A 24,608-nucleotide genomic window follows, 5' to 3' on the forward strand; every position below is an offset into this window, starting at 1 on the left:
AACGTTTGAATATCTTTTACAATACAACGGATTATTGTATGGACTTGGGCAGTAAATAATTATACTATTCCATTATTGATTAGTGAACATAAGTTTTGATTGAAGTTTTGTTAGTGTTAAGTCGGTCAATCATCTATTCAAATCACATTTACTGTCATTACCTCAACTAGGTCTTACCAATAAAGGATTGTTTTATGAAGTTTTTTAAACTGACTGCGCTAGCATTCGCCAGCACTTTAGCATTAGCAGGGTGCGGTAGCGATAGTGACAATACTAGCACTACGGCCTCTAACAATAATGGCTCAGCTGTACCTTCTAAGCCTCCTGTAAACAATAAATTGTCTGAGCTTGAGCAAGCTAAAAGCATCATCAATACTGCAAAGCAGTTTATTTTAGATAACAAAGCAATCGAAGATGCTTATGAAGACGCTAGTGAGATTTTGACCGAACAGCAGCAAGCCCGAGTAAACCTAACCTTTGATATCGCTGAAGGTTTACATGGGTATATGAAAGAGAATTCAATAGCAAAATTGGATGCAGCAGATGTTGCTTACTTAAGGGATAATGGCGATCTGCAAGAAGTAATAGATAACAACTTAGAAAGCGATTTTTATTGGGACAGATTTTATAATAATAAGCTACAGCCAAGCGATGATTTTCTTGCAACGCTTGATGCCAATGGCAAATTCAAACTATCTGGTACTACGCTTGTGAATAGTGAACGTTTGGAACATAACTATAATCCGCTAACCAATGATATAGACACAACAGTAACCAAAGATTCTTTCAAGATAACCTACGATAAATTTGAAAACTCATTGGCTTCTAATACCAGTACTGATGATTTTACAGGCCGTTATGGCTTCAATCGTCTTGGCATTGGTTCAAAAGCGGACGCTGTCGTTTTGAGCTCAACTTCACAAGGCGCAACGGTTAATGCGCAATTCAGTGATAAAGTCTTGGTTAATGATGAGTTTGATATAAATGATGTCAATAGAGCCGGCATTACTTTAGAAAAAGCGGTCATTAAACTGGATAATGTAAAACTTAAAGCTAACGATAGTATCATTGAAGCCCGTGACGTTGAGCTAGGGTTTTTAGATATGAGTCGCAAGCTTGCTGATGGCACCTTGGTGGTCAGAACTTTGCCAACCGCTATTAAGCTGACGGGCGAATTACTCAAAGAAAAGCCTGCAACAGATGTCGCCATTTCGCTAAACGCGGTTGCTAATGAAACCGATATCAAAAACGTCATCAAAGTGACCCAAGAAGGTAATATTGAAGAGGCTGCTGGTAAGTTCGTTGGAGTAGAAATTGTCATGTCTCTTAAGGGTAACGTGACAAAAGAGACTGCGACTTCGACTGCAATTATACCTTTAGATATTCAAGCGAACCTAAAACGTACAGCGCGTGATGTGGTAGAACTGCAAGGTTTGAAAGCAAGCGTAGACGGTAAAAGTCTGTACGTGACAGGTAAAACCATCTTGGACACTCAATATAATATCAGTTGCAAGTGTACACAGCTTGATATTACCCAAAATAATGCCGCCATTAAGCTAAAATTCGATGTCGATAATAAATTCATCATACAAGACCCCAAAACTGGTAAATTTGCTGATATCAAGGTCAATGGTAAAGTCTTTGGTGAGCTATTACAGAACAACGGTACAGTAAGCGCCAAATTTAAAGACAACAGATTTATTCCTCTAGGCCAGTGATGATATGTATTTGAGATATTGATCATGGACAAAAAGAGACAGCTAGCCCTGTCTCTTTTTTGTGCTTTTTAATTTATGGAAGAAGATTGTGCTTTTTTGCGCCCATTCATTCATATGCCATTTATACAAAGTTTTCTTTCACCTCAATCTATCAAGTCTTCTCAGGTACACGATCAAATGGTCACTATCACACGCAATATATTGATTATTATAAGTACAGGTATTTCAATCTCTGCTATCGCGCAAGAGCCGTCAGTAACTTATCAACTTACTGGTGATGACTTCATTTTAGAGAAAAACCTAATGCCATCTTTAGTGTCTACGCCATTGATAGCTTCTAAGAAGCCAGACACACAAATTGATTGGATAGTGATGGCGAGTGCTCATAGTCCAGCGCAGCCTATTGCAGCTTTTATCAAGGATTGGGATGCGCCGTTAGAGTCTGGTACCCATGCTTACGCGCAGGGGCGCGCGTCACTCAATGTACGCCCAGCTGACAGTCCGATCAGCTATGGTTTGGCATGGCGTTATGACTATTTGATGACCTTTAATCAAGAAACCGCAGACTTATATTGGCAGTATCAAAACAACCAGCTCCCCAATCAAAATCAAACTTATGCTTTAGAGTTAGAGGCACAGCATAATGAACGTGTTGGCGCAAACGTAGGTTTTGCTCAGCAATTAACGCCCAATTGGCAGCTGACCACTTATGCCAACATTTGGAAAGGTTTGCATTTGCTTGACGGTGAAGCTAGCGGCAGTATTACATCACAAGCATACCCTGCTGGCGAAACAGTTAGAAATATAGACCGTCTAAATAGAACGAATACTTATGTAGATTATTATTACGATGAGCCAGCACTTGGGGAGGAGGATCTAAACTGGCATCCCAACAAACCAACGGGTTATGGTTATTCGTTAGATATGAATTTGACAGGCGCATTAACCGATCGTACGCAGTTATCTATCCGTGGTTACGATATTCTGGGACGTATGCATTGGAAAGACACGCCTAGTACGCAATATGTACTAGATTATGATGCCAATAGACGACCCGTAGATATGACCGAAGGTCAACTCGACATTGATGATATTACGCAAACATTGCCATGGCGCGTGGAAGGTAGTCTCATACATCAGCTAAACCCTCAATGGCAGCTCGGTGTCCATGGTCAAGTGAATGATATCCAAGGCTTATATCAGTTGTCAGCAGGCTATCAAACCAATGAAGATTACTATCCACTCACTATTACTGGTTTAATAGAGCCGCAAACACAAGCGTTGGGACTTGCTGTAGATAGTCAGTATGGTGGTATCAAGTTACTCACCGATAGTCTTGACTCAGAAAAAGCCCAGCGCAGTGAGGTTAGCTTATATGGACGTTACTCATGGTAGGTTAACATTAAGTATCATCCAGTTTAGGGTCACGCTGCTTGGGATAAATGACTATCGGCTTATCACCTTCAAAGTATAGCCCTGTTCTAGGTAGCGTATCGTCTGGCCACACTATCTGGGGCTTCTGACCATCGTAGCTGTCATAAAAGCTGCGTTTCGTAAACCATTCGATATAATTTGCGCGTCGAAGGCTCGTCATATCAATTGTCGTTAGATTATCCTTATCCCATTTATCGCACCATTCATGCATAGGAAAGCTTGGTGAAAGCCAATCAGGATAAATAAAATCAGTCGTATTGATGGGTAAAAAGAACCGTCCTTTTATAACACCATAACGCTTATCAATTTTGACTTGTCCATGATCCCTAGTATCTACCCATATAGTACGAAATTGTTTGGTCTGCATATGGGTCATTTTGCGCTGTAGATTGTCGTTTGAGTTAATCCCAACCCAATTTTCGGGCGCAAAAGGGGCTGATCCCATAAAAAACTTAATGGCCAGTTCCCAATGTTCAGTGACTGTCTCCTTGTGGTTGTATAAAATCAAATCAAGCTCGCCAGAGGTTTGTTTGCCATTAAATAGCTGTACATTACTAGCGAGTGTCTCGTATGGATGCAACTGACGCGCAAAACCATCTGCTAACCAAAAAGATAATAATCCCTCAAAGTGAAAACCCAAACGATTGGGACTGGGTCGTGTCAGTAGATAGCGCGTTAGCTCCTGATAAGCATTGGTGGTATCAAGCTCTTCTAAACGCTGCTGATATGCGTCAAACTGCTGCTGCCAAAAGCTGGCACTGTGTACCGATACTGTATGAGTGTTCTGATAGGGTGCAAAATCCAGCCATCCTGTCAATACATTGGGGCACGCCAGCACATAAGCCAAATCACGCACATAAGGACGCTGGTACGCTTCCCAAGGCGCAGGATTTGTAAGTGTGGACAATGAATGAGCGATAGGCTCGGACATAGAATAAACCGAAGTAAGTTGTAGAGCATTTACCCTAACTGCTCGCTTGGCAAAAGTCTATAGTCAATCGTACTATGTTAAGATTGAACGTATCTAGCAGCGTAGCCTCTGTCGATCATAAAACAAGCTATCAAAGATAATGAGGATTAAACTATGAAATACCTTTTGCAAATCGACTTCCCTTATAGCGGCCCTTTTGGCGATAAGTTCTTTGAATCTATGCAAGAGCTTGCTAAAGATATCGCAAACGAGCAAGGTTTAGTCTATAAGCTATGGACAGAAAACGAAGAGACGCAAGAAGCGGGCGGTATTTATGTGTTTGATAATTTAGATGACGCCAATCGATACCTTGCTAAACATACTGAGCGTTTAGAGTCGTTTGGCTTCACTGATATTAAGTCTAAAGCTTTTAAAATTAATGAAGCGCTGAGTAAGATTACGAAAGCGTCTTTTTAGTAATGAATCGATAGTAGTTAGTATAAAAAAAGCTAGTTATTGGGTTCAATGGCTGGCTTTTTTGTTGTGTCTTCTATACTTAGAGCATGATATTAATCATATAAAAGTTAAGCTGAATATCTGGTGCATTTGATAATAAAGGTACTAAGATAATGATCAAAAATTTTAATATAACAAACGACCATTTGGGTAGTTTGTTGAATAGCTTTTGGACTGATAGTTTTGTGCTGATTGAAACTTTAGCTTTTTCTAAGCGTGTCATTTTTATAGCTCCATAATTTACCGTAACTTGATTGCTACGGCTTATGGTTGCTAGTTTATGAAGTAAGGTCATTCGATAGTTCTATATAGAAAATGGCAAAGTTCTATAGAACTTCATCAGCTTTCTTTAGCCATTTTGCAATGAAGTCTTTACCTAGAGTTAGACCTAGTCCCTCAGCTTTTGCTATGATTTCTTTATTAATAGTGCCATGAGGATTTTCCAGTTCTTGTTTATCATAACTTGCCAGTTTGAGAAGGGTCGCTATTAATGTTGCCATAGAATTAATAGTTTTATGATGTGTTGGCTCGTCATCAGGAGATTCGTTTGGCTCAATCGCCTCGACATCTGAATAATATCCATTTTTATCAATCATGTTTATCAGATCCAAAACACAAAATTTAATATCGCTTTCACTAAAATACGGTTCTATAATCTCATCTTTTGGATTTTCAGTAGATAATAAAATATGGTCAGCTACATATAGAGGTGTTCTCCTGAATATATCCCCTTTTGAGTTTGATCCTCGATTCGGTAGAGAGTAGTCAGGTATGATTTGATAATCTACTAAATTCTGAATAATGAACCGTCTGTGTGTTATTATGTTTTTAGAATTCATAATAGCTTCACCATGTAAAATATAAAAATATCCTTTAACATGATTTGATTGTGCTGAGTACTCTAGACCTCCTGACCATTCGTTTATGTTTTCAAAATCTTCAGGGTAGGGTGAATATAGTTTGTTTCTCCATGTTGAGCCATAACCATCAAAATAAATTATAGGCTGTAGCTCCTTTTTTATTACGAGATCAAATAAGTTACCCTTATCAAAAAAAGGTACTTTCGTTACCTCTTTGATAAATTTAACAGTGTCTTCAATATTTAAATAATCACTAAGACTTTTCATAATTCACACCTCTACACACCATTAAATCAAAGTAGATATAAGACAAGCCAACCTAAAACTATATGGATGACTGGCTTTCGATTGTTCATCATGTCTTACAGAATTTTCATTATTTTTTTCTCTATCAATTATCATATAATCACCATCCAAATTTAGCACAAAAAAAGCCAACCATTGAAAACAATGATTGGCTTTTCTCTATTACTACTATGTTTGGTCGGAACGGCAGGATTTGAACCTGCGACCACCACACCCCCAGTGTGGTGCGCTACCAGACTGCGCTACGCCCCGAATGACTGACTATTTTACGCAAAATTAGGCATATTGCAAGAGCTATTTGTTTTGCTTAAAATTTACAACACATTTCTACGTACCATAGTTAGTATGACAGATTGGCCATTCGTCTTAATCCAGCAGCTCTTTTAAAATCTGATTGACTTGCTGTGGGTTGGCACTACCGCGACTGGCTTTCATGACTTGACCGACCAGACCATTAAAGGCTTTTTGCTTACCGCCTTTATACTCATCTACCATCGTTTGATTGTTTGCAATGACGTCTTCAACCATGGCCTTAATGGCGCCCGTATCGGTTTCTTGCTTAAGTCCTTTTTCTTCGATGATTTTATCTGCTGCGTCATCATCGTTGCCACCTTCGCGTTCATATAAGGCACTAAAGACTTTCTTAGCCAATTTGCCAGATAGAGTGTCGTCTTTGATACGCTCCAGCATACCAGCCAATTGCTTAGCGCTGATAGGGGAGTCAACGATGTCTTTATCATCTTTATTCAATGCACCCAGCAGCTCGCCCATGACCCAGTTGCCGGCCATCTTCGCATCTTGCTGCCCGATCTCTGCGACTACATCTTCAAAATAATCGGCAAGCTGGCGGCTACCGGTCAATATACGAGCATCGTACTCTGACAGACCGAGCGCCTCTTCAAAACGCGCACGTCGAGCAACAGGTAGCTCAGGCATTGCCGCTTTAATCTCATCAATCGTATGCTGCTCAATACGTACTGGCAGCAAGTCAGGGTCAGGGAAGTAGCGATAGTCGTTGGCGTCCTCTTTGGTACGCATGGTACGCGTTTCATCGCGCTCTGGATCATAGAGCATCGTTGCTTGCACGACTTGACCGCCATCCTCGATGATATCGATTTGACGCTCGATTTCGCGATTGATGGCACGTTCGATAAAGCGGAACGAGTTTAGGTTTTTCAGCTCAGTTCGTGTGCCAAGCTCGTCGCCTGGTTTACGCACAGAGACGTTACAGTCACAGCGAAATGAGCCTTCTGCCATAACAGCATCTGAGATGCCAAGCCACGTAACCAGCTGATGAATGGCTTTTATATAAGCAAGTGCTTCGTGAGCAGAGCGCATGTCTGGCTCAGAGACAATTTCGACCAGCGGCGTACCCGCACGGTTTAGATCGACGCCCGTCATACCATCGACAGCATCATGTACGGATTTACCAGCGTCTTCTTCTAAATGCGCGCGTGTGATACCCATGCGTTTTGGGTACTCGTTTTTCTCGCCTTCATTCACCACCACATCGATATAACCTTTGCCAACGATAGGGTGGACCATCTGGGTAATCTGGTAGCCTTTAGGTAAATCAGGGTAAAAATAGTTTTTGCGATCAAAAGTGTTGAATAACCCCAGCTCAGCATTGACACCAATGCCAAATTTTAGGGCACGATCGACCACTCCAGCATTTAAAACTGGCAAAACACCAGGCAGACCCAAATCGACGATGCTGGCCTGGCTATTTGGCTCATGACCGAAGTCGGTCGGTGCGCTCGAGAATAACTTGCTTTCGGTATTTAGCTGACAATGAATCTCAATCCCGATCACCACCTCGTAACCATCGACGAGCAATTCTTTGCGAACTGCAAATTCTGTCATTTCCATTATAAAATCCTATCAAAAATTAAAATAAATAATCGTTAAGCTATAAAGTTATAGTCGTGACTTACTATCATTATTTGCAATAAATTTTTTGTAGCTTATCCTGCTTTTCGCTACTCTTTGCTACAAAATTTACGATAATACAAAACCCCTTAAGCTCGAACAAAACAGTGCTTCGCTTTTCCTCAATCGAGGCTAAACGATCTTGTTATGGCAGACTTCACTATTCTCTAGTACCAATAATTAGCGCTCGTAAATCAAGCCATTCATCTTTAGGAAGCGTAGGGAACACTTTACAGTTCTCACCCCCATTTCCGTCTTTTTATAATGGCTATAATAGTGTGCGAAAACCAGACTGTAACTGCTTAAATAGCAAGCTTTAGTGATGGTTCTGCATCTGCGTATAGGTATCTGCAAATATCTCACTACTCCCGCCACTTTGATAAAAAGCAGAAATAACATAGCTCATCAAAATTCTAAACTTACCTTGACTGTACAAGCTACTTACCAAAGGTTCAGCTTGCTTAGCATCCCCCTCAATAAAGCCGTAAGGGGCAATAATCTTTTCAAACTTATCGTAAAACGTCTGAAAAAAACTTGGCGTGTCCTCAAAGTTTTCATCAAAAAAGGTTTCTAAGTTTTTAAGATCTGTCTTTAAAGTCAGAGCTTGATTATCATCTAAGCGATAGTCTTGCTTCATCATGTTAAGAAAACTCATTGTATATCTCCAGTGAAGCTAAAAGTGGAGTCAAATTTTTGCGCATATTATACGGTAAGTTATTTGACTATAACGGAGTATTAAACCGCCTTCTCGGCGATAGCAGAAGATTGCAAATGGTGATCTGTATGCTGCTGAAATAAATGAGCGGTAGCCAACAGCTTACTTTCTTGCCAATATTGACCAATTAATTGCAAGCCAATAGGTAAGCCCTCTGAGGTCAAACCAACTGGCTGACTGAGTGCAGGTAGACCGGCCAAGTTAACCGCGATAGTGTAGACATCACCTAAGTACATTGTTGCAGGATCAAGGTCTTCACTAAGTTTGTAAGCTGCCGTTGGGGAGGTTGGGCTGGCAATCACATCACAATCGGCAAATGCTTCATCGAAATCTTGTACGATTAAGCGGCGTATTCTTTGTGCTTTTGTATAATAAGCATCAAAATAACCTGCAGACAATGCATAGGTACCTGTCAAGATACGACGTTGTACTTCAGGACCAAAACCTTCAGAGCGTGAGCGTGTATATAGATCGACTAGATCGGTTGGGTTTTCACAGCGATAGCCAAAGCGTACGCCATCGAAGCGTGAGAGGTTAGATGATGCTTCGGCAGGCGCTAGCATGTAGTAGGTGGCAAGGGTGATCTCAGGATCAGTAATGTTCACCTCTACAATGGTTGCGCCCAGATCTTCATACTGTTTGAGAGCCGCACGGACCGCTTGTTCGACCTCGCTATCAAGCCCTTCACTGAAATATTCTTTTGCGACACCGATACGTAGACCATCAAAGGGCTTGTCACCGGCGGCTGCCTCTGCATCATTAAGGTCTTGTACGTAATCGGGCATATCATACTTGATAGAGGTTGCATCACGCGGATCATGACCGATCATCGGCTGTAGTAGATACGCGCAGTCTTTAGCGCTCTTACCCATGCTACCGGCTTGGTCAAGACTTGAGGCATAGGCGATCATACCGAAGCGCGATACACGGCCATAAGTGGGCTTGATACCTGTCAAGCCGCAAAATGATGCAGGCTGACGAATAGAGCCTCCAGTATCACTACCTGTTGCGACTGGCACAAAACCTGCGGCGACAGCGGCAGCACTACCACCAGATGAGCCGCCAGGGACACGCTCTAGGTTCCAGGGGTTTTGTACCGTGCCATAGTAAGAGCTACTGTTGTCTGAGCCCATTGCAAACTCGTCCATATTGAGCTTACCTAAGCTAATCATGCCCGCTTTATCGATATTGGAGACGATAGTGGCGTTATAAGGTGAGACAAAGTTGTGTAGCATTTTTGAGCCACAAGTCGTCAGCACGCCTTGGGTACAAAAGATGTCTTTATGCGCCATTGGCACCCCAAGCAGACGTCTTTTATCGCCTTGTGCTCGCATCTCATCAGCTGCCTGTGCTTGGGCGCGTGCTGTCTCAGAGGTTCGTGTGATAAAACTATTAATCTTGCCATCTAGCGCGTCAATGCGCTTGATATAATGGTCAGTCAGCTCAAGGCTGCTAAATTGTTTGTCTTGTAAGCCTGTGACAAGCTGCTGGGTACTCAATAGATGAAGTTCAGACATAAGGTGTCGTCCGTCAAAATGTTAATAGCATAAAATGTAAGAAAATAAACGTAAATATCAGTACAGCGGACTATTCAATGACCTGTGGTACCAGATATAGTCCATCTTCTACAGCGGGCGCAACTGACTGATTACGTGCACGATTGATATCGTGTTTTGCCACGTCAGTGCGCAACTCTTGGCAAGCCTCATGAATATTTGATAGAGGTTTGACACCATCTGTATCGACGTTACCAAGGGTTTGCATAAGGGTTAGCACCTTACTGATATCGTCAGCGTAACTGCTCGCCGTACTTGCATCGACACCTAAACGGGCCAAATTGGCAACTTCTAAAATTTCTTCACGACTAACATTGCTGTCGGACGTTGCAGGTTGCTGTGACATAATTTCTCCAGTTAAAGACAGTTTTTGTTAGAGTAGGTATATGACTACTAAAATAATATCGTATATAGAGTAAGTTTATTATAAAGCATCTGGCCTAAGTTTACAGAGCGCTGTGTTAGATTGCTGCATAATCACAAACAACTGGTACTGTGACGATACAGTTATTGATTTATTTTCAATTGCCTAACAATTAACTTGCTAAATACGGTAAAGTAGCCGCACATTGTTTGGCGAAAGTACGATATAGCGATAAACGCTATTGAAAAATCACTTAATTGATTTATTAGGGTCTATTTTTTGATTAAATAATACTTACTTTACAGTGTAAATAACGATGTTTTTTTGAGACTAAATCGGTATAATTTATCTCACTTTTAGTTTCTAGTCAGTATTGCATGATTCAAACCTATCGCAAAGATACGTTTTTGTTTGTTTGAGTCTTTAACCGCTCTCTACTTGATACTAATAAGCATCGCCTCAGTCATCTCATTTGTAAGCCGCTGGATATATTAATGAACCCGTTTGGATTTTTATCGAATAATATCGCTATCGACCTTGGTACTGCGAACACCTTAATTTTTATTCCTAATAAAGGGGTAGTGCTCGATGAGCCTACGGTGGTCGCCTTACGTAGCAACCGTACGCAAAACCCGACCGTCGCTGCTGTTGGTCTTGATGCCAAGCAAATGCTTGGACGTACTCCTGCCAATATTACTGCCATTCGTCCATTAAAAGACGGGGTCATCGCTGACTTTGAAGTCACCCAAAAGATGCTAAAGCATTTTATTGCCAAAGTAAAAGCCAAACGTTTTATGGCACAGCCCAATGTCGTGGTTTGCGTACCCTGTAAGTCGACTTTGGTTGAGCGAAAGGCTATTCGTGAAGCAGTGTCATCAGCGGGCGCTAACAAAGTACTGCTATTAGAAGAGCCGATGGCCGCAGCTATCGGTGCAGGAATGCCGGTTCATGAGGCCAGTGGTTCGATGGTCGTCGATATCGGTGGCGGTACCACTGAGATTGCTGTTATCGCACTGTCTGGCTGTGTGTATGCCGAGTCGATCCGCATTGGCGGTGATATGTTTGATGACGCGATTATTACTCATGTACGCCGTACCCATGGTTGTGTGATTGGTGAGACAACCGCCGAACGTATCAAACAAGAAGTGGGCTCAGCGCTTAACGAAGAGAGCAACTTAGAAGTAGAAGTCCGTGGCCGTAGTATGGCAGAAGGCGTACCTAAGACATTTAGCGTCAATTCAGAAGAAATCCAAAAAGCATTAAGCGATCCGCTAAGTGGTATCGTCAGTGCAGTAAAAGCTGCACTTGAACAAACCCCACCTGAGTTGTCATCGGATATCGCCGAGCGCGGTATTGTCCTAACTGGGGGTGGTGCATTATTACGTGATTTGGATAAGCTTATTTCAAAAGAGACTGGTCTACCAGTTACTGTTGCAGAAGACCCACTTACTTGTGTCAGTCGTGGTGGCGGTATTGCGCTTGATTTTATTAATAACAAAAGCTTAAATATGATTTTTGTATAAAGCTTTTATAAGCGCTTTGGTTACTTGCAATAGTGATTCTGGTCACTTGTAGATAATAAACCTAGGCTAAAATGAATAACTGAACAAAGGCGGTCAATATGGCTGCCTTTGTTGTATCAACAACTAGCATACGCCGTTATGTTCGCGCATAATAGCTTTATACCCCGCGCTGGGTACCGATCAAATTAGATGCCCTATGATCCCAAGTATTTTTGCTCGTCAGCCACTCGCACTTCGTAGGACTGCTATTGTATTAATAGTGGCGTTAATTATCATGTGGTTTGATAGCAAAAATCCGGAGTTGTTTAAACCTGTCCGTAGTATTAGTCATGCTGCCATGCAGCCTATCTATGAATTTTCTTTATTACCAAGCTATGCTGAACACTGGGCACGCGGTAGCATACAATCAAAAGAAGCTTTACGCCGCCAAAACGTACAATTAAAATCACAACTGATTCATGCAAAAGCAAAGCTTCAGCAGCAAGATTATATCTTGGCGCAAAATGCCCGCTTACAAGGTATCTTATCAACGACCAAGCCTGATTTGTTTGATTTAAATTTAGCACAAGTGATTGGCACCGATACCAATTTACTCAAACAGATCGTAGTGCTTAATAAAGGCGCGCAAGATGGTGTTCAAGTGGGGCAAACGGTGATTGATGAAAATGGTATTTTAGGGCAAATTATCAATGTCTATCCCAATACCAGCCGCTTGTTACTCATCACAGACGAACAGCAATCAGTTGCCGTAACCATCAAGCGTACTGGTCAACGTGCCATTGTCACAGGTGCAGGTATTCCAACCTCACTGAGCCTTAATTACGTATTCAAAACCTCGGATGTACGTATTGGCGACGAGCTAGTATCTTCCGGTTTAGGCGGCCGTATTCCAGCGGGCTATCGTGTCGGCCGTATTACCCGCATCACAGACACTCAAGCCGACAATTTTAGAACGATTGAGGTATCACCTGCTGCCAACTTTGTTGATAATGCTTATGTGCTTATCTTACAAGATAAGGTGACGTATATTGACACCGAATTACCACTACCTGCCAGTCGTTAATCAATCGTTAAGGCAAGCATTCATGGCACTTTCAAACTCTGAGCATTCATCTAGTAAGATGCTTATCGCAATCATATTGAGTTTTGTGGTTGCCTCATCACCTAGTGTCTATCCACTAAGCCCAAGCATGGCAGCTTTACGTCCCATGATCTTAATGATGGTATTAATATTTTGGTTGTTGTTTCAGCCGCGATATGTTGGAGTCTTTACCGCTTTTATGGTTGGTATTATTGCTGACTTGTTGATGGATACTCATCTTGGACAGCAAGCATTTGCAGCAGTCGTCATGGTGTTGGCACTTAGGGTTTGCAGTCTTCAAGTTAAGCAGTTAAATACATTTAGCGCCTGGTTTTTAGCAGCTATTGGGATGATTGTTTTTCAGCTTACTCTGTGGACATTACAACTGATGACCCAAAGTTTATTCATCGCACAGTCAGGATTGTCTTTGTTGATGAGCATCTTAAGCTGGCCTCTCATACTGTTAATATTGCGTGGATTTACGCGTTAGATGATTCATACGTCAGTTTTTGCACAGCATTTAATTCAAGAATAGTAAGTCCTGACAATAATAAGAGGGTAGTAATGACTATTATATTGGCGTCTGGTTCGCCGCGTCGTCGTAAGCTTCTGACCGATGCCAAGCTCGAGCTTGAAGTCATGAGCGTTGATATTGATGAGACTCCCAACGACAATGAATCTCCAAAAGAGTATATTCAACGCATGATTGCGGCCAAGGCTGACGCAGCTATCGTGCAACTAAAGACAAATTATCATCATGACTCTTTCAAATCATGCAAACTTGCCACATCATTTATTGTTCTAACAGCTGATACTATCGGTGTATTACCTGATGGTCACACAGTTCTTGTCAAGCCCGCAGATCGCGCTCATGCCTACCGCATGTGGCAGCAAATGTCTGATAGCTCTCATCAAGTATGGACTGCCGTACAAGCAACCTTAGTATCATTCACTGACGAAGTAAAAGAGCTAAACGATAGACCATTAAAAGCTGTCTGGCAAAAACAAATCATTGAATCGACAGATGTCACCTTTGTTCCTTTAACACAAAATATGATGCGTGTTTATTGGGACAGTGGCGAGCCCGCTGACAAGGCAGGGGGGTATGCTATTCAAGGTTTAGCGGCTGCTTGGGTGATACGTATCAATGGTAGCTATACCAATGTCGTGGGCTTACCGTTGGCGCAAACGTTAGCATTAATCGATGAAGCAGCTAAGGTCCAAAAATCTAAGAATAAACAAACATAAAGACTGTTTATAAGGTAAACGTGAAAGTAAGCAGTCACATAATGACACGGCAGGGTAGTGGGCAGCATGATGGGACATTTGTTAGACTGTGATTTCAATATTAATAAGTACCATAAGTAATAAATAAGAGAAAAAATATGTCTGAAGAGCTGCTAATGAATATCAGCCCAATGGAATGCCGCGTGGCTGTTCTAGATAATGGCGTGCTCGGTGAGATTTATATAGAGCGCCATCATAAATTGGGTTTGGTTGGTAATATTTATCTGGGAACGGTTGTCCGCGTGTTGCCTGGTATGCAGGCGGCATTTGTTGATATCGGTCAATCACGAACCGCATTTTTACATGTTAATGATATGCAACGTGAGCCGCGCCCAGTCGTCGAAAATAAAAATACCATAGTTGACGATGATAACCATAAACAAACTGCCGCTACGGGGGCTAGTCCAGTTGCAGATACTATGGAAGGCTTGGCCGTCACGCCACCTGTGGTCAGAACGCGCAGTACAGAGGTGATTCCTTTTACTAAAACACTTATCCAGCATCGTCTGCACGAAGGTCAACGTATCCTTGTACAAGTAACCAAAGATCAGCTAGGGAGTAAAGGTGCACGCTTGACTACCAATATCTCATTACCATCACGGTATCTTGTGTATTTGCCATCAAGCGATCATGTTGGCATCTCTCAACGTATTGATAGTGAAGATGAGCGTACTCGCTTAAAGACTGAGCTGACAAGTTTGATGCAGACAGTCAGTTTAAAGGGTGGGTTGATCGCTCGTACCGCTGCTGAGCGCGTACCTGTGAACAAACTTGAAGAAGATATTTATTACCTTGTCCAGCTGTGGCGAACCATTTGTGCGCGTCGTCAAGAGATAAATCATCATCAAAGCTCTGAGCTTATTTATCAAGAGTTATCGTTACCACTGCGCTCGATACGTGACTTGGTTCATGCTGATACTGAAAAAGTCATTATCGATAATGCGCAAGTTTATGAGCAAGTACGATATTTTGCCAAAGAGTTTGTGCCTTTTGTATATGAGCGAATTGTACATTATACCGCCGAGCCAGCGTTGTTCGACGTGCACCGTGTCGAGGACGACCTACGCGATGCCTTAAAACGCCGTGTCGATCTAAAATCTGGTGGTTATCTTATCATTGATCAGACAGAGGCAATGACCACCATCGATGTCAACACCGGCTCTTTCGTTGGCGGGCGCTCACTAGAAGATACTGTCTACAAGACCAACCTTGAAGCCACGCATGCCATTGCTCGCCAACTGCGTCTGCGTAATTTAGGTGGTATTATTATACTAGACTTCATTGATATGTTAGAACAAGAACATAAAAATGATGTATTAACAAGTCTGCAAGAACAACTAGCACAAGACTATGCTAAAACCAATATCACTCAAGTGAGTGAGCTTGGGTTGGTTGAGATGACACGTAAGCGTACGCGTGAGTCTTTAGGCCAGCAACTGTGTGAGCCTTGTTCAACTTGTCAAGGTCGTGGGTTTGTCAAAACAGCTGAAACGGTTTGTTTTGAGATATTTCGTGAAATGATGCGCTGTGCTCGTACTTATAATTCACCAAAGAAGTTTACCGTCGTGGCTCATGCTGCAGTTATTGATTTATTGCTAACCTCAGAAGCAGATACCGTTGCAGATCTTGAGTATTTGTTAGGACGAGTGATTACATTTGAAGTAGAAAACCTATATACCCAAGAACAATATGATATTGTTTTAGATTGAATATGGTTTAAAGTAAGACTTCATTTTCCCATAATTTGAAAACGCTGCTTTCTTAAGAGGCCTTTTTACAAGAGACTTGCAATCAGATAAATACTCTGTATAATACACACCACTGAATTATATACGCGCAGCTAATAAAACAGCCAGCGCTATGACAGCTAGAGCATCGTTTCTAGCACTATTTCATTATGCCTTTGCTGACCTCTACATGAATAGGAGAGTTGGCGGGGCTTTAAACTATTTTGCTTTTAGCACGCTATAAGTTCCGCTAAAGAACTCATTCTGGTTAAGAACAGAAGGCCGCTTTAAGTGAATATTTAACCAAACGGCTTTTTCTCATTTACTTGCAAAGCAAGAATGACAAAAGCACATATTAGGAGCTTGCTGGCATGGCTAACCAGAGAATCCGTATCCGTCTTAAGTCTTTTGATCATCGTTTGATTGATCAATCTGCACAAGAGATCGTTGATACTGCAAAGCGCACCGGTGCGCAAGTTTGTGGTCCTGTACCGTTGCCGACTCGCATTGAGCGCTTCAACGTTCTAACTTCGCCACACGTCAATAAAGACGCACGTGATCAGTACGAAATCCGTACTCATAAGCGTATGGTTGACATTGTTCAGCCTACTGACAAAACTGTGGATGCGTTAATGAAGTTAGACTTAGCGGCGGGCGTTGACGTTCAAATTGCTTTGGGTTAATGCATATTAAACGCCCAACTCATTAATATAAGATATAAAGAGGTCTAAAATGGCGATCGGTTTAGTCGGTAAAAAATGCGGCATGACCCGTATCTTCACTGAAACAGGTGCCTCTATCCCTGTAACAGTGATTGAGGTTAGTGCAAACCGCATTACTCAATTAAAAAATACTGATGTAGATGGCTATCAAGCCATTCAAATCACCACAGGTACTCGTCGTGACAGCCGCGTAACAGCCGCACAGAAAGGTCACTTCGCAAAAGCTGGCGTCAAAGCTGGTCGTGGTGTTTGGGAATTTCGTGCCAATGATAGCGATCTTGAAGGTCGTGAGATTGGTGGTGAGATCCTAGCTGACTTGTTCGAACAAGGTCAGATGGTTGATGTCACAGGACAGAGTAAAGGTAAAGGCTTTCAAGGCGGCGTAAAGCGTCACAACTTTAGCATGCAAGATGCCACTCATGGTAACTCAGTATCTCATCGTGCCCTTGGTTCAACTGGTCAAAACCAGTCACCAGGTAAAGTATTCAAAGGCAAAAAGATGCCAGGTCAGATGGGTAACAAACGTGTCACCGTTCAAGGCCTAGAAGTGGTTTCGGTTGATGCCGAAAAAGGGTTACTTGTCATCAAGGGTGCTATCCCAGGTGCCACCGGTGGCGACGTTATCGTACGTCCGTCAATCAAAGCCTAAGCAAGGGGATTAACGTGGATTTAAAAACAGTTACAGGTGCGGCGGTTGAGCTTTCTGATACGGCTTTTGGTCGTGAATTCAACGAAGCATTAGTGCATCAAGTCGTCACTGCATATCTTGCAGGTGCTCGTCAAGGTACACGTGCGCAAAAGACCCGTGCCGAAGTTTCTGGCGGTGGTATTAAGCCATGGCGCCAAAAAGGTACTGGTCGCGCTCGTGCAGGTTCTATTCGTAGCCCAATCTGGCGTTCTGGTGGTCGTGCATTCGCGGCAAAACCACAAGACTGGTCACAGAAAGTTAACCGCAAAATGTATCGCGGTGCTATGCAGTGCATCCTAGCCGAATTGGTACGTCAAGAGCGTCTGATTTTGGTTGAAGAGTTGACTTTGTCTGCACCTAAGACCAAAGAGCTGATCGCAAAGTTAAGTGATTTGAATGCACCTCGTGCACTTATCGTTACTAAAGAAGTTGACGAAAACTTATACTTAGCTGCTCGCAATATCCCACATGTCAATGTACTTGGTACATCTGAAGTGGATCCAGTGAGTTTGATTGCTTTTGATAAAGTGATCATGTCAGTTGAAGCTGCGAAACAATTTGAGGAAGCACTAGCATGAATAACGCAAGACTTTATCAGGTCTTAAGAGGGCCTGTCTTCTCAGAAAAATCTCAAATGCTTGGTGACTCACTTGGTGTACAGGTATTTAAAGTTGACTCTAATGCTACTAAGCTTGAAGTCAAAAAAGCAGTTGAGTTGATGTTTGAAGGTGTTGAAGTTACTAAAGTGAACACTTTGAATGTTAAAGGTAAGACAAAGCGTTTTGGTAAAAGCATCGGCCGTCGTAATGACTTTAAAAAAGCCTATGTTACCTTAAAAGCTGGTCAAGATGTACAAATGGCTGATGCTGGTGAAGAAGTTGCAAGCGCGACTGACTCTACTAGTGAAACAGCGAACAACGAATAAGGATTACAATCATGCCTATCGTAAAAGCAAAGCCAACATCACCAGGCCGTCGTTTTGTTGAAAAAGTGGTGCATCCACACCTTTACAAAGGTCGTCCTTATGCAGCACTTGTCGAATCAAAAAGTAAGTCAGGTGGTCGTAATAACAATGGTCGCATAACGACTCGTCACGTTGGCGGTGGTCATAAGCATCATTATCGTATTATTGACTTTAAGCGTACTAAAGACAATATTCCAGCTACTGTAGAGCGTATCGAATACGATCCTAACCGTACTGCACATATTGCATTACTAAAATACGCTGATGGCGAACGTCGTTACATCATCGCTGCTAAAAAACAAGCAGTCGGTGACACTGTAATGTCAGGTGAAACTTCACCAATTCGTCCAGGTAACTGCCTACCGCTTAAAAACATCCCATTGGGTACTGTGATTCACAATATCGAGCTTAAAATCGGTAAAGGTGCACAGATGGCTCGTTCTGCGGGTGCTAGTGTTCAGTTGCTAGGTCGTGATGGTATTTATGCGATTCTTCGTCTACGTTCTGGTGAAACTCGCCGTGTACACGTTAATTGCCGTGCAGTTATCGGTGAAGTCTCTAACACTGAAAACAACCTGAAATCACTTGGTAAAGCTGGTGCTTCACGTTGGCGCGGTGTTCGTCCTACGGTTCGTGGTGTTGCAATGAACCCGGTTGATCACCCACATGGTGGTGGTGAAGGTCGTAATAAAGGTCGCCATCCAACCAGCCCTTGGGGTCAGAAGTCTAAAGGACTGAAAACGCGTCACAATAAGCGTACTGACAGTATGATCATTCGTCGCCGTCGCGCCAAGAAGAAATAAAGGAAGAATCTCATGCCTCGTTCATTGAAAAAAGGTCCATTCATAGACGCGCATCTGTTTGCTAAAGTTGAGAATGCTATTGACACCAACTCACGCAAACCCATTAAAACTTGGTCGCGCCGCTCGATGATTCTGCCACAAATGGTTGGCCTAACTTTGTCTGTTCACAATGGCCGTACTCATGTACCGGTTATCGTGAGTGAGCAGATGGTTGGTCATAAACTAGGTGAATTTGCCCCGACTCGTACGTATCGTGGTCACGGCATTGACAAAAAAGCTAAGAGATAAGGTGCTTACCATGGAAGTAACTGCAAAATTACGCGGTGCCGCCATATCGGCACAAAAAGTTAGACTCGTTGCTGATGAAGTTCGCGGCAAATCTATTGAGCGTGCTTTGGATATCCTAACGTATAGCAATAAAAAAGGCGCTGTGTTTGTTAAGAAATGCCTTAACTCAGCCATCGCCAATGCCGAACATAATCATGGCTTAGATATTGATGACTTAAAAGTCGCCACTATCTACGTTGATGAAGGCATTACGCTAAAGCGTATCCTACCACGTGCCAAAGGTCGTGCTGATCGTATCAGTAAGCGTACCTGTCACATCACTATAAAGGTAGGAGAATAAGTTATGGGTCAAAAAGTACATCCAATCGGAATTCGTCTTGGTGTTGTCAAAAAGCATAACGCAAACTGGTATGCTAACCCTAAACAATACTCAGAATACCTAATTAACGACATTCAAGTTCGTGAATATCTACGCAAAAAGCTAGACAACGCGATGATCAGCAACATTATGATCGAGCGTCCTACTGGTGCTGCTAAGATTACCATTGCTACAGCACGTCCTGGTATTGTTATCGGTAAAAAAGGCGAGGATATTGAAAGACTTCAAAAAGAGTTGACCAAAATTATGGGCGTACCTGCCCAGGTCAATATTGAAGAAATCACATCGCCTGATCTTGATGCACGTTTGGTAGCAGATGGTATTGGTAGCCAGCTTGAGCGCCGTGTTATGTTCCGTCGTGCGATGAAGCGCGCTGTACAAAACAGCATGCGTTCTGGTGCTAAAGGTATTAAAGTTGAGCTGTCTGGCCGTCTTGGCGGTGCTGAGATTGCTCGTACTGAATGGTACCGTGAAGGTCGTGTGCCATTGCATACACTCCGTGCTGATATTGACTATGCGTCAATTCGTGCAGAGACAACTTACGGCACCATTGGTGTTAAAGTTTGGATTTTCCGCGGAGAGATCCTTGACGGTATGAACAGCGTTTATAATCCCGTCAATGAAGAGAAACCTCGTGCGCCAAAACGCCGTGGTCGTGGAAACCGTCGAAACTCAGACAGAGGTTAAACTATGTTACAGCCAAAACGTACCAAGTTTCGTAAAATGCACAAAGGTCGTAACACAGGGCTCGCTCATCGTGGAAGCACCGTTGCATTCGGACAAATTGGTCTAAAATCATTGACGCGTGGTCGTATGACAGCCCGTCAAATCGAAGCAGCACGTCGTACTATTACACGTAAAATTAAGCGTGGTGGTAAAATTTGGATTCGTGTATTCCCAGACAAACCAATTACTAATAAGCCATTAGAAGTACGTATGGGTAAAGGTAAAGGTCCAGTCGAGTATTGGGTATGCGAAATCAAGCCTGGTAAAGTGCTATATGAAATCGAAGGGGTCTCAGAAGAGCTTGCTCGCGATGCCTTAACGCTTGCTGCAGCAAAGTTGCCCTTTAAAACTACCATTGTTAAGCGGACGATAATGTAATGAAGATCAGTGAATTACGTGATAAATCATTAGAAGAACTGACCCAGTTACTTGATGAAAAGCAACTTGATGCTTTCCGTATTCGTATGGCTAAAGCAACTGGACAGTTGGGTAATACCCATGAAGTCAAAGGCAATCGTCGTACGATTGCTCAGATTCAGACTTTGATTAACGAGAAACAACGAGGCGACTCATGAGCGATAACAATCAAACAGCTACTAATGCTAGCGTATTGACAGGACGAGTTGTCAGCGACAAGATGGACAAGTCCATCACGGTTTTGATTGAGCGTCTGGTTCGTCATCCTTTGTATGGCAAACAGCTTCGTCGTTCTACAAAGATCAAAGCCCATGATGAGAATAATGTTTGCCAACAAGGCGACCTTGTCCGCATCAAAGAAACGCGTCCAATCTCAAAAACTAAGTCTTGGACTTTAGTTGATGTGGTTGAAAAAGTAGAAAAAATCTAAGTAAATTGCATTAAAGGCCAGAAGCTGTTAAAATAGCCGCCTTTTTAAGGATGCTGATTGCGCCCGTCGTATATCACTCACATTAAGAGTTAGGTGCGGTTATTTACATTAAAATGCCGTCTACTCATACTGTGCTAGCGGCAGCAACTGGTTTTTTTGCTCATACGTGTGGAGTAACGCTATGATTCAGGTTGAGTCAATGCTGGAAGTTGCAGACAATAGCGGTGCAAGGCGAGTTCAGTGCATTAAAGTACTGGGTGGATCTCATCGTCGTTATGCATCAGTTGGCGACATTATTAAAGTAACGGTTAAAGAAGCCATTCCTCGTGGTCGTGTTAAAAAAGGCGACGTGATGAATGCAGTAGTTGTACGTACCAAAAAAGGCGTTCGTCGTCCTGATGGTTCAGTTCTACGTTTTGATGACAATGCTGCGGTATTGTTGAACCAAAACAAAGCACCGATTGCAACTCGTATTTTTGGACCGGTAACTCGTGAACTACGTGGTGATCAGTTTATGAAAATTGTATCACTAGCACCAGAAGTATTGTGAGGTAATCCATGTCAAAATTACGTAAAGGCGATACAGTTATCGTGATTGCTGGGAAAGATAAAGGCAAGCAAGGTACTGTACAAGCTGTAAAAAACGATCGTATTAAAGTAGAAGGCATTAACATTGTCACTAAACATCAGAAGCCAAATCAGGCGACTGGCGTTGAAGGTGGCATCGTTAAGCAAGAAGCTTTTTTGCATATTTCAAATGTCGCAATTTTAAATGCGCAAACCCAAAAAGCAGACCGTATTACTTATCAATTCGGCGAAGACGGCAAAAAACAACGCGTCTATCGTTCGAATGGTGAAGTAGTGGCGACTGCGTAAGACACTAAGGGTGTAATGGTAATGGCAAGATTAAAATCTTTATATAACGATAAACTAAAGCAGCAAATCAAAGAAGAGCTTGGTTTAGACAATGTGATGCAAGTGCCTAAAATCACTAAAGTCACACTTAATATGGGCGTTGGTGGCGCATCTCAGGACAAGAAATTGCTTGAAGGTGCTGTCGCTGATATGACTGCAATTGCTGGTCAAAAGCCTGTTGTCACCAAAGCGCGTAAATCAGTTGCTGGCTTTAAAATTCGTGAAGAATGGCCGATTGGCTGTAAAGTAACGCTACGCGGTGAGCAAATGTACGAATTTTTAGATCGTCTGATTGCCATTGCAATTCCTCGTATTCGCGATTTCCGTGGTTTTTCACCTAAAGCCTTTGACGGACGTGGTAACTACTCACTGGGTATTAAAGAACAAATCGTATTCCCAGAAGTAGACTTTGATAAGATTGATCGTATTCGTGGTATGGATGTGACTATCACTACGTCAGCTGGTACTGATGAAGAAGGTCGTGCGTTACTTAAAGCATTCGGCTTCCCATTTAAATAAGGTAAAGACGTTATGGCAAAAAAGAGCATGATTAACCGCGAATTAAAGCGCGAAAAAATGGTTGCTAAATATGCTGAAAAGCGTATTAAGTTAAAAGAAACCATCAGTGATATGACTGCAAGCGACGAAGAACGTATGGATGCGATGTTAGAGCTACAAGCTTTACCGCGCAATTCATCACCAGTTCGTCTGCGCAATCGTTGTGCTATCACCGGTCGTCCTCATGGCTACTTCCGTAAGTTTGGCTTATCACGTAATATGTTACGTGAGCGAGTCATGCAAGGCGATGTGCCTGGTGTTCGTAAAGCAAGCTGGTAAGGGGTAATTACATGAGTATGCAAGATACCGTTGGAGATATGCTAACCCGTATCCGTAACGCACAAATGGCTAATAAAGTATCCGTAGCGATGCCAAGCTCAAAACTACGTAAATCGATTGCTGATTTATTGGTTAATGAAGGTTATGTAGCGAGTGCTGTTGTTACTGAAGAAGACAACAACAAAGCGACACTTACTATTGAACTAAAATACTTCGAAGGCCGCGCTGTCATCGAAACTATTCAACGTTATAGTCGTCCTGGTTTGCGCCAGCATCGCGGCAAAGACGCTATCCCTACTGTTAAGCAAGGTATGGGTGTTGCTATCGTATCAACCAGCCAAGGTATCATGAGCGATCGTGCTGCTCGCGCTGCTGGTATTGGTGGCGAAATCGTTGCGTTTGTTGCATAAAACAACGTGATGAGAAGTCCTACTTGAATCCTATTTGGTTTGATTATCTTGTTAAAGATGATCTAAACCAAGAATAAGTTAGATATCCGAAAATTTTACAAAAATTGGATGATGTTTAGCTGGATCAATTATGCTAAACTAGCAGGCTTTTTAGTCTGTTAGTTTTTTCGCTAATATAAGTTTTAATTTTTCAAGGAATATTCCTATGTCTCGTGTGGCTAAAGCCCCAGTGACGCTACCTAGCGGTGTAAGCGTTACTTTGAACGATCGGCAGGTCGAAGTTAAAGGCAAGAATGGCTCCATGTCTTTACGCCTGCATGAATTGGTCGAGCTGAACCAGGAAGATGATAATATCATTCTCTCACCTACAGTCGATTCAAAAGAAGCTATGATGCATACTGGTACTATGCGCGCCTTACTTAACAATTATGTTATAGGTGTCAATGAAGGGTTCGAGAAACGCCTTCAACTGATCGGTGTCGGTTATCGTGCACAAGCGTCTGGTAGCAAAGTAACCCTTAATGTTGGTTACTCGCATCCAGTAGAATACACGTTACCTGAAGGTGTATCAGCTGAAACCCCAACGCAAACTGAAATTGTTTTGAAATCAAACAATAAGCAGCAGCTTGGTCAAGCAGCCGCCAACATCCGTGGTTTCCGCCCACCAGAGCCTTACAAAGGTAAAGGTATTCGTTATAGCGACGAGCATGTGGTTCGTAAAGAAGCTAAGAAAAAATAAGGTGAGTTGAAATGTTTGATAAAAAAGCAGCTCGTCTGCGTCGAGCTAAAAAAACCCGCGCGCATATCCGTTTTTTAGGCGTTCATCGTCTAACGGTTAACCGCACGCCGAAGCACATATATGCCCAGATTATCTCTCCTAACGGTGGTGAAGTGATTGCTCAGGCATCTACCTTGGACGGCAGTTTGCGCTCGGGCGCAACTGGTAACGCTGATGCAGCGACGTCTGTAGGCCAAATGATCGCAGAACGCGCAAAAGCAGCTGGTATTACTAAAGTTGCCTTTGACCGTAGTGGTTTTAAATATCATGGTCGAGTGAAAGCTTTAGCTGAAGCAGCTCGCGAAAATGGATTGGAGTTTTAATC

32 protein-coding genes and 1 tRNA gene are annotated in these 24,608 nt (G+C 42.5%); 26 read left to right on the forward strand and 7 right to left on the reverse strand.

Translation table 11 applies throughout. The features are described 5' to 3' along the window. Positions 1–194 precede the first annotated feature (194 nt). Together ACTXGH_RS11705 and ACTXGH_RS11710 are read left to right on the forward strand one after the other, a co-directional pair. A complete protein-coding gene (locus ACTXGH_RS11705; protein WP_439296560.1) occupies positions 195–1,718 on the forward strand; it encodes a hypothetical protein in 1,524 nt (507 codons plus the stop codon). Between the two features lie 177 nt (positions 1,719–1,895). Further along, positions 1,896–3,113 carry a hypothetical protein gene (locus tag ACTXGH_RS11710; protein ID WP_439296559.1) on the forward strand — a complete coding sequence of 406 codons (1,218 nt, stop codon included), beginning with the start codon at positions 1,896–1,898 and terminating at the stop codon, positions 3,111–3,113. A 7-nt stretch (positions 3,114–3,120) separates the two neighbouring features. Here ACTXGH_RS11710 and ACTXGH_RS11715 read toward each other — a convergent pair whose 3' ends face one another. Continuing rightward, positions 3,121–4,083: a DUF1853 family protein gene (locus tag ACTXGH_RS11715; RefSeq protein ID WP_439296558.1), complete on the reverse strand. Its 963-nt coding sequence runs from the start codon at positions 4,081–4,083 to the stop codon at positions 3,121–3,123. 153 nt (positions 4,084–4,236) lie between these two features. Between ACTXGH_RS11715 and ACTXGH_RS11720 the strand changes: the two genes are divergently transcribed. Beyond that, positions 4,237–4,539 carry a monooxygenase gene (locus ACTXGH_RS11720; protein ID WP_439296557.1) on the forward strand — a complete coding sequence of 101 codons (303 nt, stop codon included), beginning with the start codon at positions 4,237–4,239 and terminating at the stop codon, positions 4,537–4,539. Positions 4,540–4,904: 365 nt separating this feature from the next. Here the strand turns inward: ACTXGH_RS11720 and ACTXGH_RS11725 are convergent, their stop codons facing one another. The 6 genes from ACTXGH_RS11725 to gatC all read right to left on the reverse strand — a co-directional run bounded on the left by ACTXGH_RS11725 (position 4,905) and on the right by gatC (position 10,290). After that, on the reverse strand, positions 4,905–5,705 hold the full coding sequence (locus ACTXGH_RS11725) for a hypothetical protein (RefSeq protein WP_439296556.1): 801 nt from the start codon (positions 5,703–5,705) through the stop codon (positions 4,905–4,907). A gap of 214 nt (positions 5,706–5,919) precedes the next feature. Beyond that, positions 5,920–5,996 (reverse strand) — tRNA-Pro (locus tag ACTXGH_RS11730). A gap of 114 nt (positions 5,997–6,110) precedes the next feature. Continuing rightward, the gene (gatB, locus tag ACTXGH_RS11735; RefSeq protein WP_439296555.1) at positions 6,111–7,613 is read right to left on the reverse strand and encodes an Asp-tRNA(Asn)/Glu-tRNA(Gln) amidotransferase subunit GatB; all 1,503 of its coding nucleotides are present in this window, start codon (positions 7,611–7,613) and stop codon (positions 6,111–6,113) included. Between the two features lie 376 nt (positions 7,614–7,989). Then, a complete protein-coding gene (locus tag ACTXGH_RS11740) occupies positions 7,990–8,328 on the reverse strand; it encodes a hypothetical protein (protein WP_439263252.1) in 339 nt (112 codons plus the stop codon). Between the two features lie 80 nt (positions 8,329–8,408). Beyond that, positions 8,409–9,905: an Asp-tRNA(Asn)/Glu-tRNA(Gln) amidotransferase subunit GatA gene (gene gatA / locus ACTXGH_RS11745; RefSeq protein ID WP_439296554.1), complete on the reverse strand. Its 1,497-nt coding sequence runs from the start codon at positions 9,903–9,905 to the stop codon at positions 8,409–8,411. 70 nt (positions 9,906–9,975) lie between these two features. Continuing rightward, the gene (gene gatC, locus ACTXGH_RS11750) at positions 9,976–10,290 is read right to left on the reverse strand and encodes an Asp-tRNA(Asn)/Glu-tRNA(Gln) amidotransferase subunit GatC (RefSeq protein ID WP_299221490.1); all 315 of its coding nucleotides are present in this window, start codon (positions 10,288–10,290) and stop codon (positions 9,976–9,978) included. A 512-nt stretch (positions 10,291–10,802) separates the two neighbouring features. Between gatC and ACTXGH_RS11755 the strand changes: the two genes are divergently transcribed. From ACTXGH_RS11755 to rplR, 23 genes are all read left to right on the forward strand, one after another. After that, positions 10,803–11,831 (forward strand): rod shape-determining protein, encoded by a 1,029-nt coding sequence (locus ACTXGH_RS11755; protein WP_439296553.1) that lies wholly within the window; start codon positions 10,803–10,805, stop codon positions 11,829–11,831. A 196-nt stretch (positions 11,832–12,027) separates the two neighbouring features. Then, on the forward strand, positions 12,028–12,894 hold the full coding sequence (gene mreC, locus ACTXGH_RS11760; RefSeq protein WP_439296552.1) for a rod shape-determining protein MreC: 867 nt from the start codon (positions 12,028–12,030) through the stop codon (positions 12,892–12,894). Between the two features lie 22 nt (positions 12,895–12,916). Then, the gene (gene mreD / locus ACTXGH_RS11765) at positions 12,917–13,402 is read left to right on the forward strand and encodes a rod shape-determining protein MreD (RefSeq protein WP_439296551.1); all 486 of its coding nucleotides are present in this window, start codon (positions 12,917–12,919) and stop codon (positions 13,400–13,402) included. Between the two features lie 74 nt (positions 13,403–13,476). Then, positions 13,477–14,160 (forward strand): Maf family protein, encoded by a 684-nt coding sequence (locus ACTXGH_RS11770; RefSeq protein ID WP_439296550.1) that lies wholly within the window; start codon positions 13,477–13,479, stop codon positions 14,158–14,160. Positions 14,161–14,297: 137 nt separating this feature from the next. Continuing rightward, the gene (locus ACTXGH_RS11775) at positions 14,298–15,908 is read left to right on the forward strand and encodes an Rne/Rng family ribonuclease (protein WP_439296549.1); all 1,611 of its coding nucleotides are present in this window, start codon (positions 14,298–14,300) and stop codon (positions 15,906–15,908) included. 389 nt (positions 15,909–16,297) lie between these two features. Further along, positions 16,298–16,609, forward strand: a complete 312-nt coding sequence (rpsJ, locus tag ACTXGH_RS11780; protein ID WP_010196670.1) for a 30S ribosomal protein S10 — start codon at positions 16,298–16,300, stop codon at positions 16,607–16,609. Between the two features lie 49 nt (positions 16,610–16,658). Further along, the gene (gene rplC, locus ACTXGH_RS11785) at positions 16,659–17,297 is read left to right on the forward strand and encodes a 50S ribosomal protein L3 (protein WP_058368261.1); all 639 of its coding nucleotides are present in this window, start codon (positions 16,659–16,661) and stop codon (positions 17,295–17,297) included. A gap of 14 nt (positions 17,298–17,311) precedes the next feature. Next, entirely contained in the window at positions 17,312–17,914 is a 603-nt protein-coding gene (rplD, locus tag ACTXGH_RS11790) for a 50S ribosomal protein L4 (RefSeq protein WP_299221473.1), read from the forward strand. Beyond that, on the forward strand, positions 17,911–18,261 hold the full coding sequence (rplW, locus tag ACTXGH_RS11795; RefSeq protein WP_299221470.1) for a 50S ribosomal protein L23: 351 nt from the start codon (positions 17,911–17,913) through the stop codon (positions 18,259–18,261). Before rplD ends, rplW begins: the two co-directional genes overlap by 4 nt. 11 nt (positions 18,262–18,272) lie before the next feature. Beyond that, positions 18,273–19,103 (forward strand): 50S ribosomal protein L2, encoded by an 831-nt coding sequence (gene rplB, locus ACTXGH_RS11800; RefSeq protein ID WP_299221467.1) that lies wholly within the window; start codon positions 18,273–18,275, stop codon positions 19,101–19,103. A 12-nt stretch (positions 19,104–19,115) separates the two neighbouring features. Continuing rightward, positions 19,116–19,391, forward strand: coding sequence for a 30S ribosomal protein S19 (gene rpsS / locus ACTXGH_RS11805; RefSeq protein ID WP_058368265.1), 276 nt, complete (start codon positions 19,116–19,118; stop codon positions 19,389–19,391). Positions 19,392–19,401: 10 nt separating this feature from the next. Beyond that, positions 19,402–19,731, forward strand: coding sequence for a 50S ribosomal protein L22 (gene rplV / locus ACTXGH_RS11810; RefSeq protein ID WP_021813373.1), 330 nt, complete (start codon positions 19,402–19,404; stop codon positions 19,729–19,731). 3 nt (positions 19,732–19,734) lie between these two features. Then, a complete protein-coding gene (gene rpsC / locus ACTXGH_RS11815; RefSeq protein ID WP_075102273.1) occupies positions 19,735–20,457 on the forward strand; it encodes a 30S ribosomal protein S3 in 723 nt (240 codons plus the stop codon). Positions 20,458–20,460: 3 nt separating this feature from the next. Further along, the gene (rplP, locus tag ACTXGH_RS11820) at positions 20,461–20,874 is read left to right on the forward strand and encodes a 50S ribosomal protein L16 (protein WP_025644399.1); all 414 of its coding nucleotides are present in this window, start codon (positions 20,461–20,463) and stop codon (positions 20,872–20,874) included. Further along, positions 20,874–21,071 carry a 50S ribosomal protein L29 gene (rpmC, locus tag ACTXGH_RS11825; protein ID WP_299221463.1) on the forward strand — a complete coding sequence of 66 codons (198 nt, stop codon included), beginning with the start codon at positions 20,874–20,876 and terminating at the stop codon, positions 21,069–21,071. Before rplP ends, rpmC begins: the two co-directional genes overlap by 1 nt. Further along, the gene (gene rpsQ, locus ACTXGH_RS11830; RefSeq protein WP_021813375.1) at positions 21,068–21,343 is read left to right on the forward strand and encodes a 30S ribosomal protein S17; all 276 of its coding nucleotides are present in this window, start codon (positions 21,068–21,070) and stop codon (positions 21,341–21,343) included. Before rpmC ends, rpsQ begins: the two co-directional genes overlap by 4 nt. 181 nt (positions 21,344–21,524) lie before the next feature. Next, positions 21,525–21,893, forward strand: a complete 369-nt coding sequence (rplN, locus tag ACTXGH_RS11835; RefSeq protein WP_010196702.1) for a 50S ribosomal protein L14 — start codon at positions 21,525–21,527, stop codon at positions 21,891–21,893. A gap of 8 nt (positions 21,894–21,901) precedes the next feature. After that, complete coding sequence (gene rplX / locus ACTXGH_RS11840; RefSeq protein WP_201605171.1) at positions 21,902–22,219, forward strand: 50S ribosomal protein L24; 318 nt, start codon at positions 21,902–21,904, stop codon at positions 22,217–22,219. 21 nt (positions 22,220–22,240) lie between these two features. Continuing rightward, positions 22,241–22,777, forward strand: a complete 537-nt coding sequence (rplE, locus tag ACTXGH_RS11845; protein ID WP_299221458.1) for a 50S ribosomal protein L5 — start codon at positions 22,241–22,243, stop codon at positions 22,775–22,777. A gap of 12 nt (positions 22,778–22,789) precedes the next feature. Continuing rightward, positions 22,790–23,095 (forward strand): 30S ribosomal protein S14, encoded by a 306-nt coding sequence (rpsN, locus tag ACTXGH_RS11850; RefSeq protein WP_068034613.1) that lies wholly within the window; start codon positions 22,790–22,792, stop codon positions 23,093–23,095. Between the two features lie 11 nt (positions 23,096–23,106). Beyond that, positions 23,107–23,505 (forward strand): 30S ribosomal protein S8, encoded by a 399-nt coding sequence (gene rpsH / locus ACTXGH_RS11855; protein ID WP_058368271.1) that lies wholly within the window; start codon positions 23,107–23,109, stop codon positions 23,503–23,505. A gap of 205 nt (positions 23,506–23,710) precedes the next feature. Beyond that, the gene (gene rplF, locus ACTXGH_RS11860) at positions 23,711–24,244 is read left to right on the forward strand and encodes a 50S ribosomal protein L6 (RefSeq protein ID WP_299221449.1); all 534 of its coding nucleotides are present in this window, start codon (positions 23,711–23,713) and stop codon (positions 24,242–24,244) included. A gap of 11 nt (positions 24,245–24,255) precedes the next feature. Beyond that, a complete protein-coding gene (gene rplR, locus ACTXGH_RS11865) occupies positions 24,256–24,606 on the forward strand; it encodes a 50S ribosomal protein L18 (RefSeq protein WP_068034619.1) in 351 nt (116 codons plus the stop codon). The last annotated feature ends 2 nt before the right edge of the window (positions 24,607–24,608 follow it).

This window comes from Psychrobacter sp. 1Y10 (genome assembly GCF_052259005.1).
Classification (GTDB): domain Bacteria; phylum Pseudomonadota; class Gammaproteobacteria; order Pseudomonadales; family Moraxellaceae; genus Psychrobacter; species Psychrobacter saeujeotis.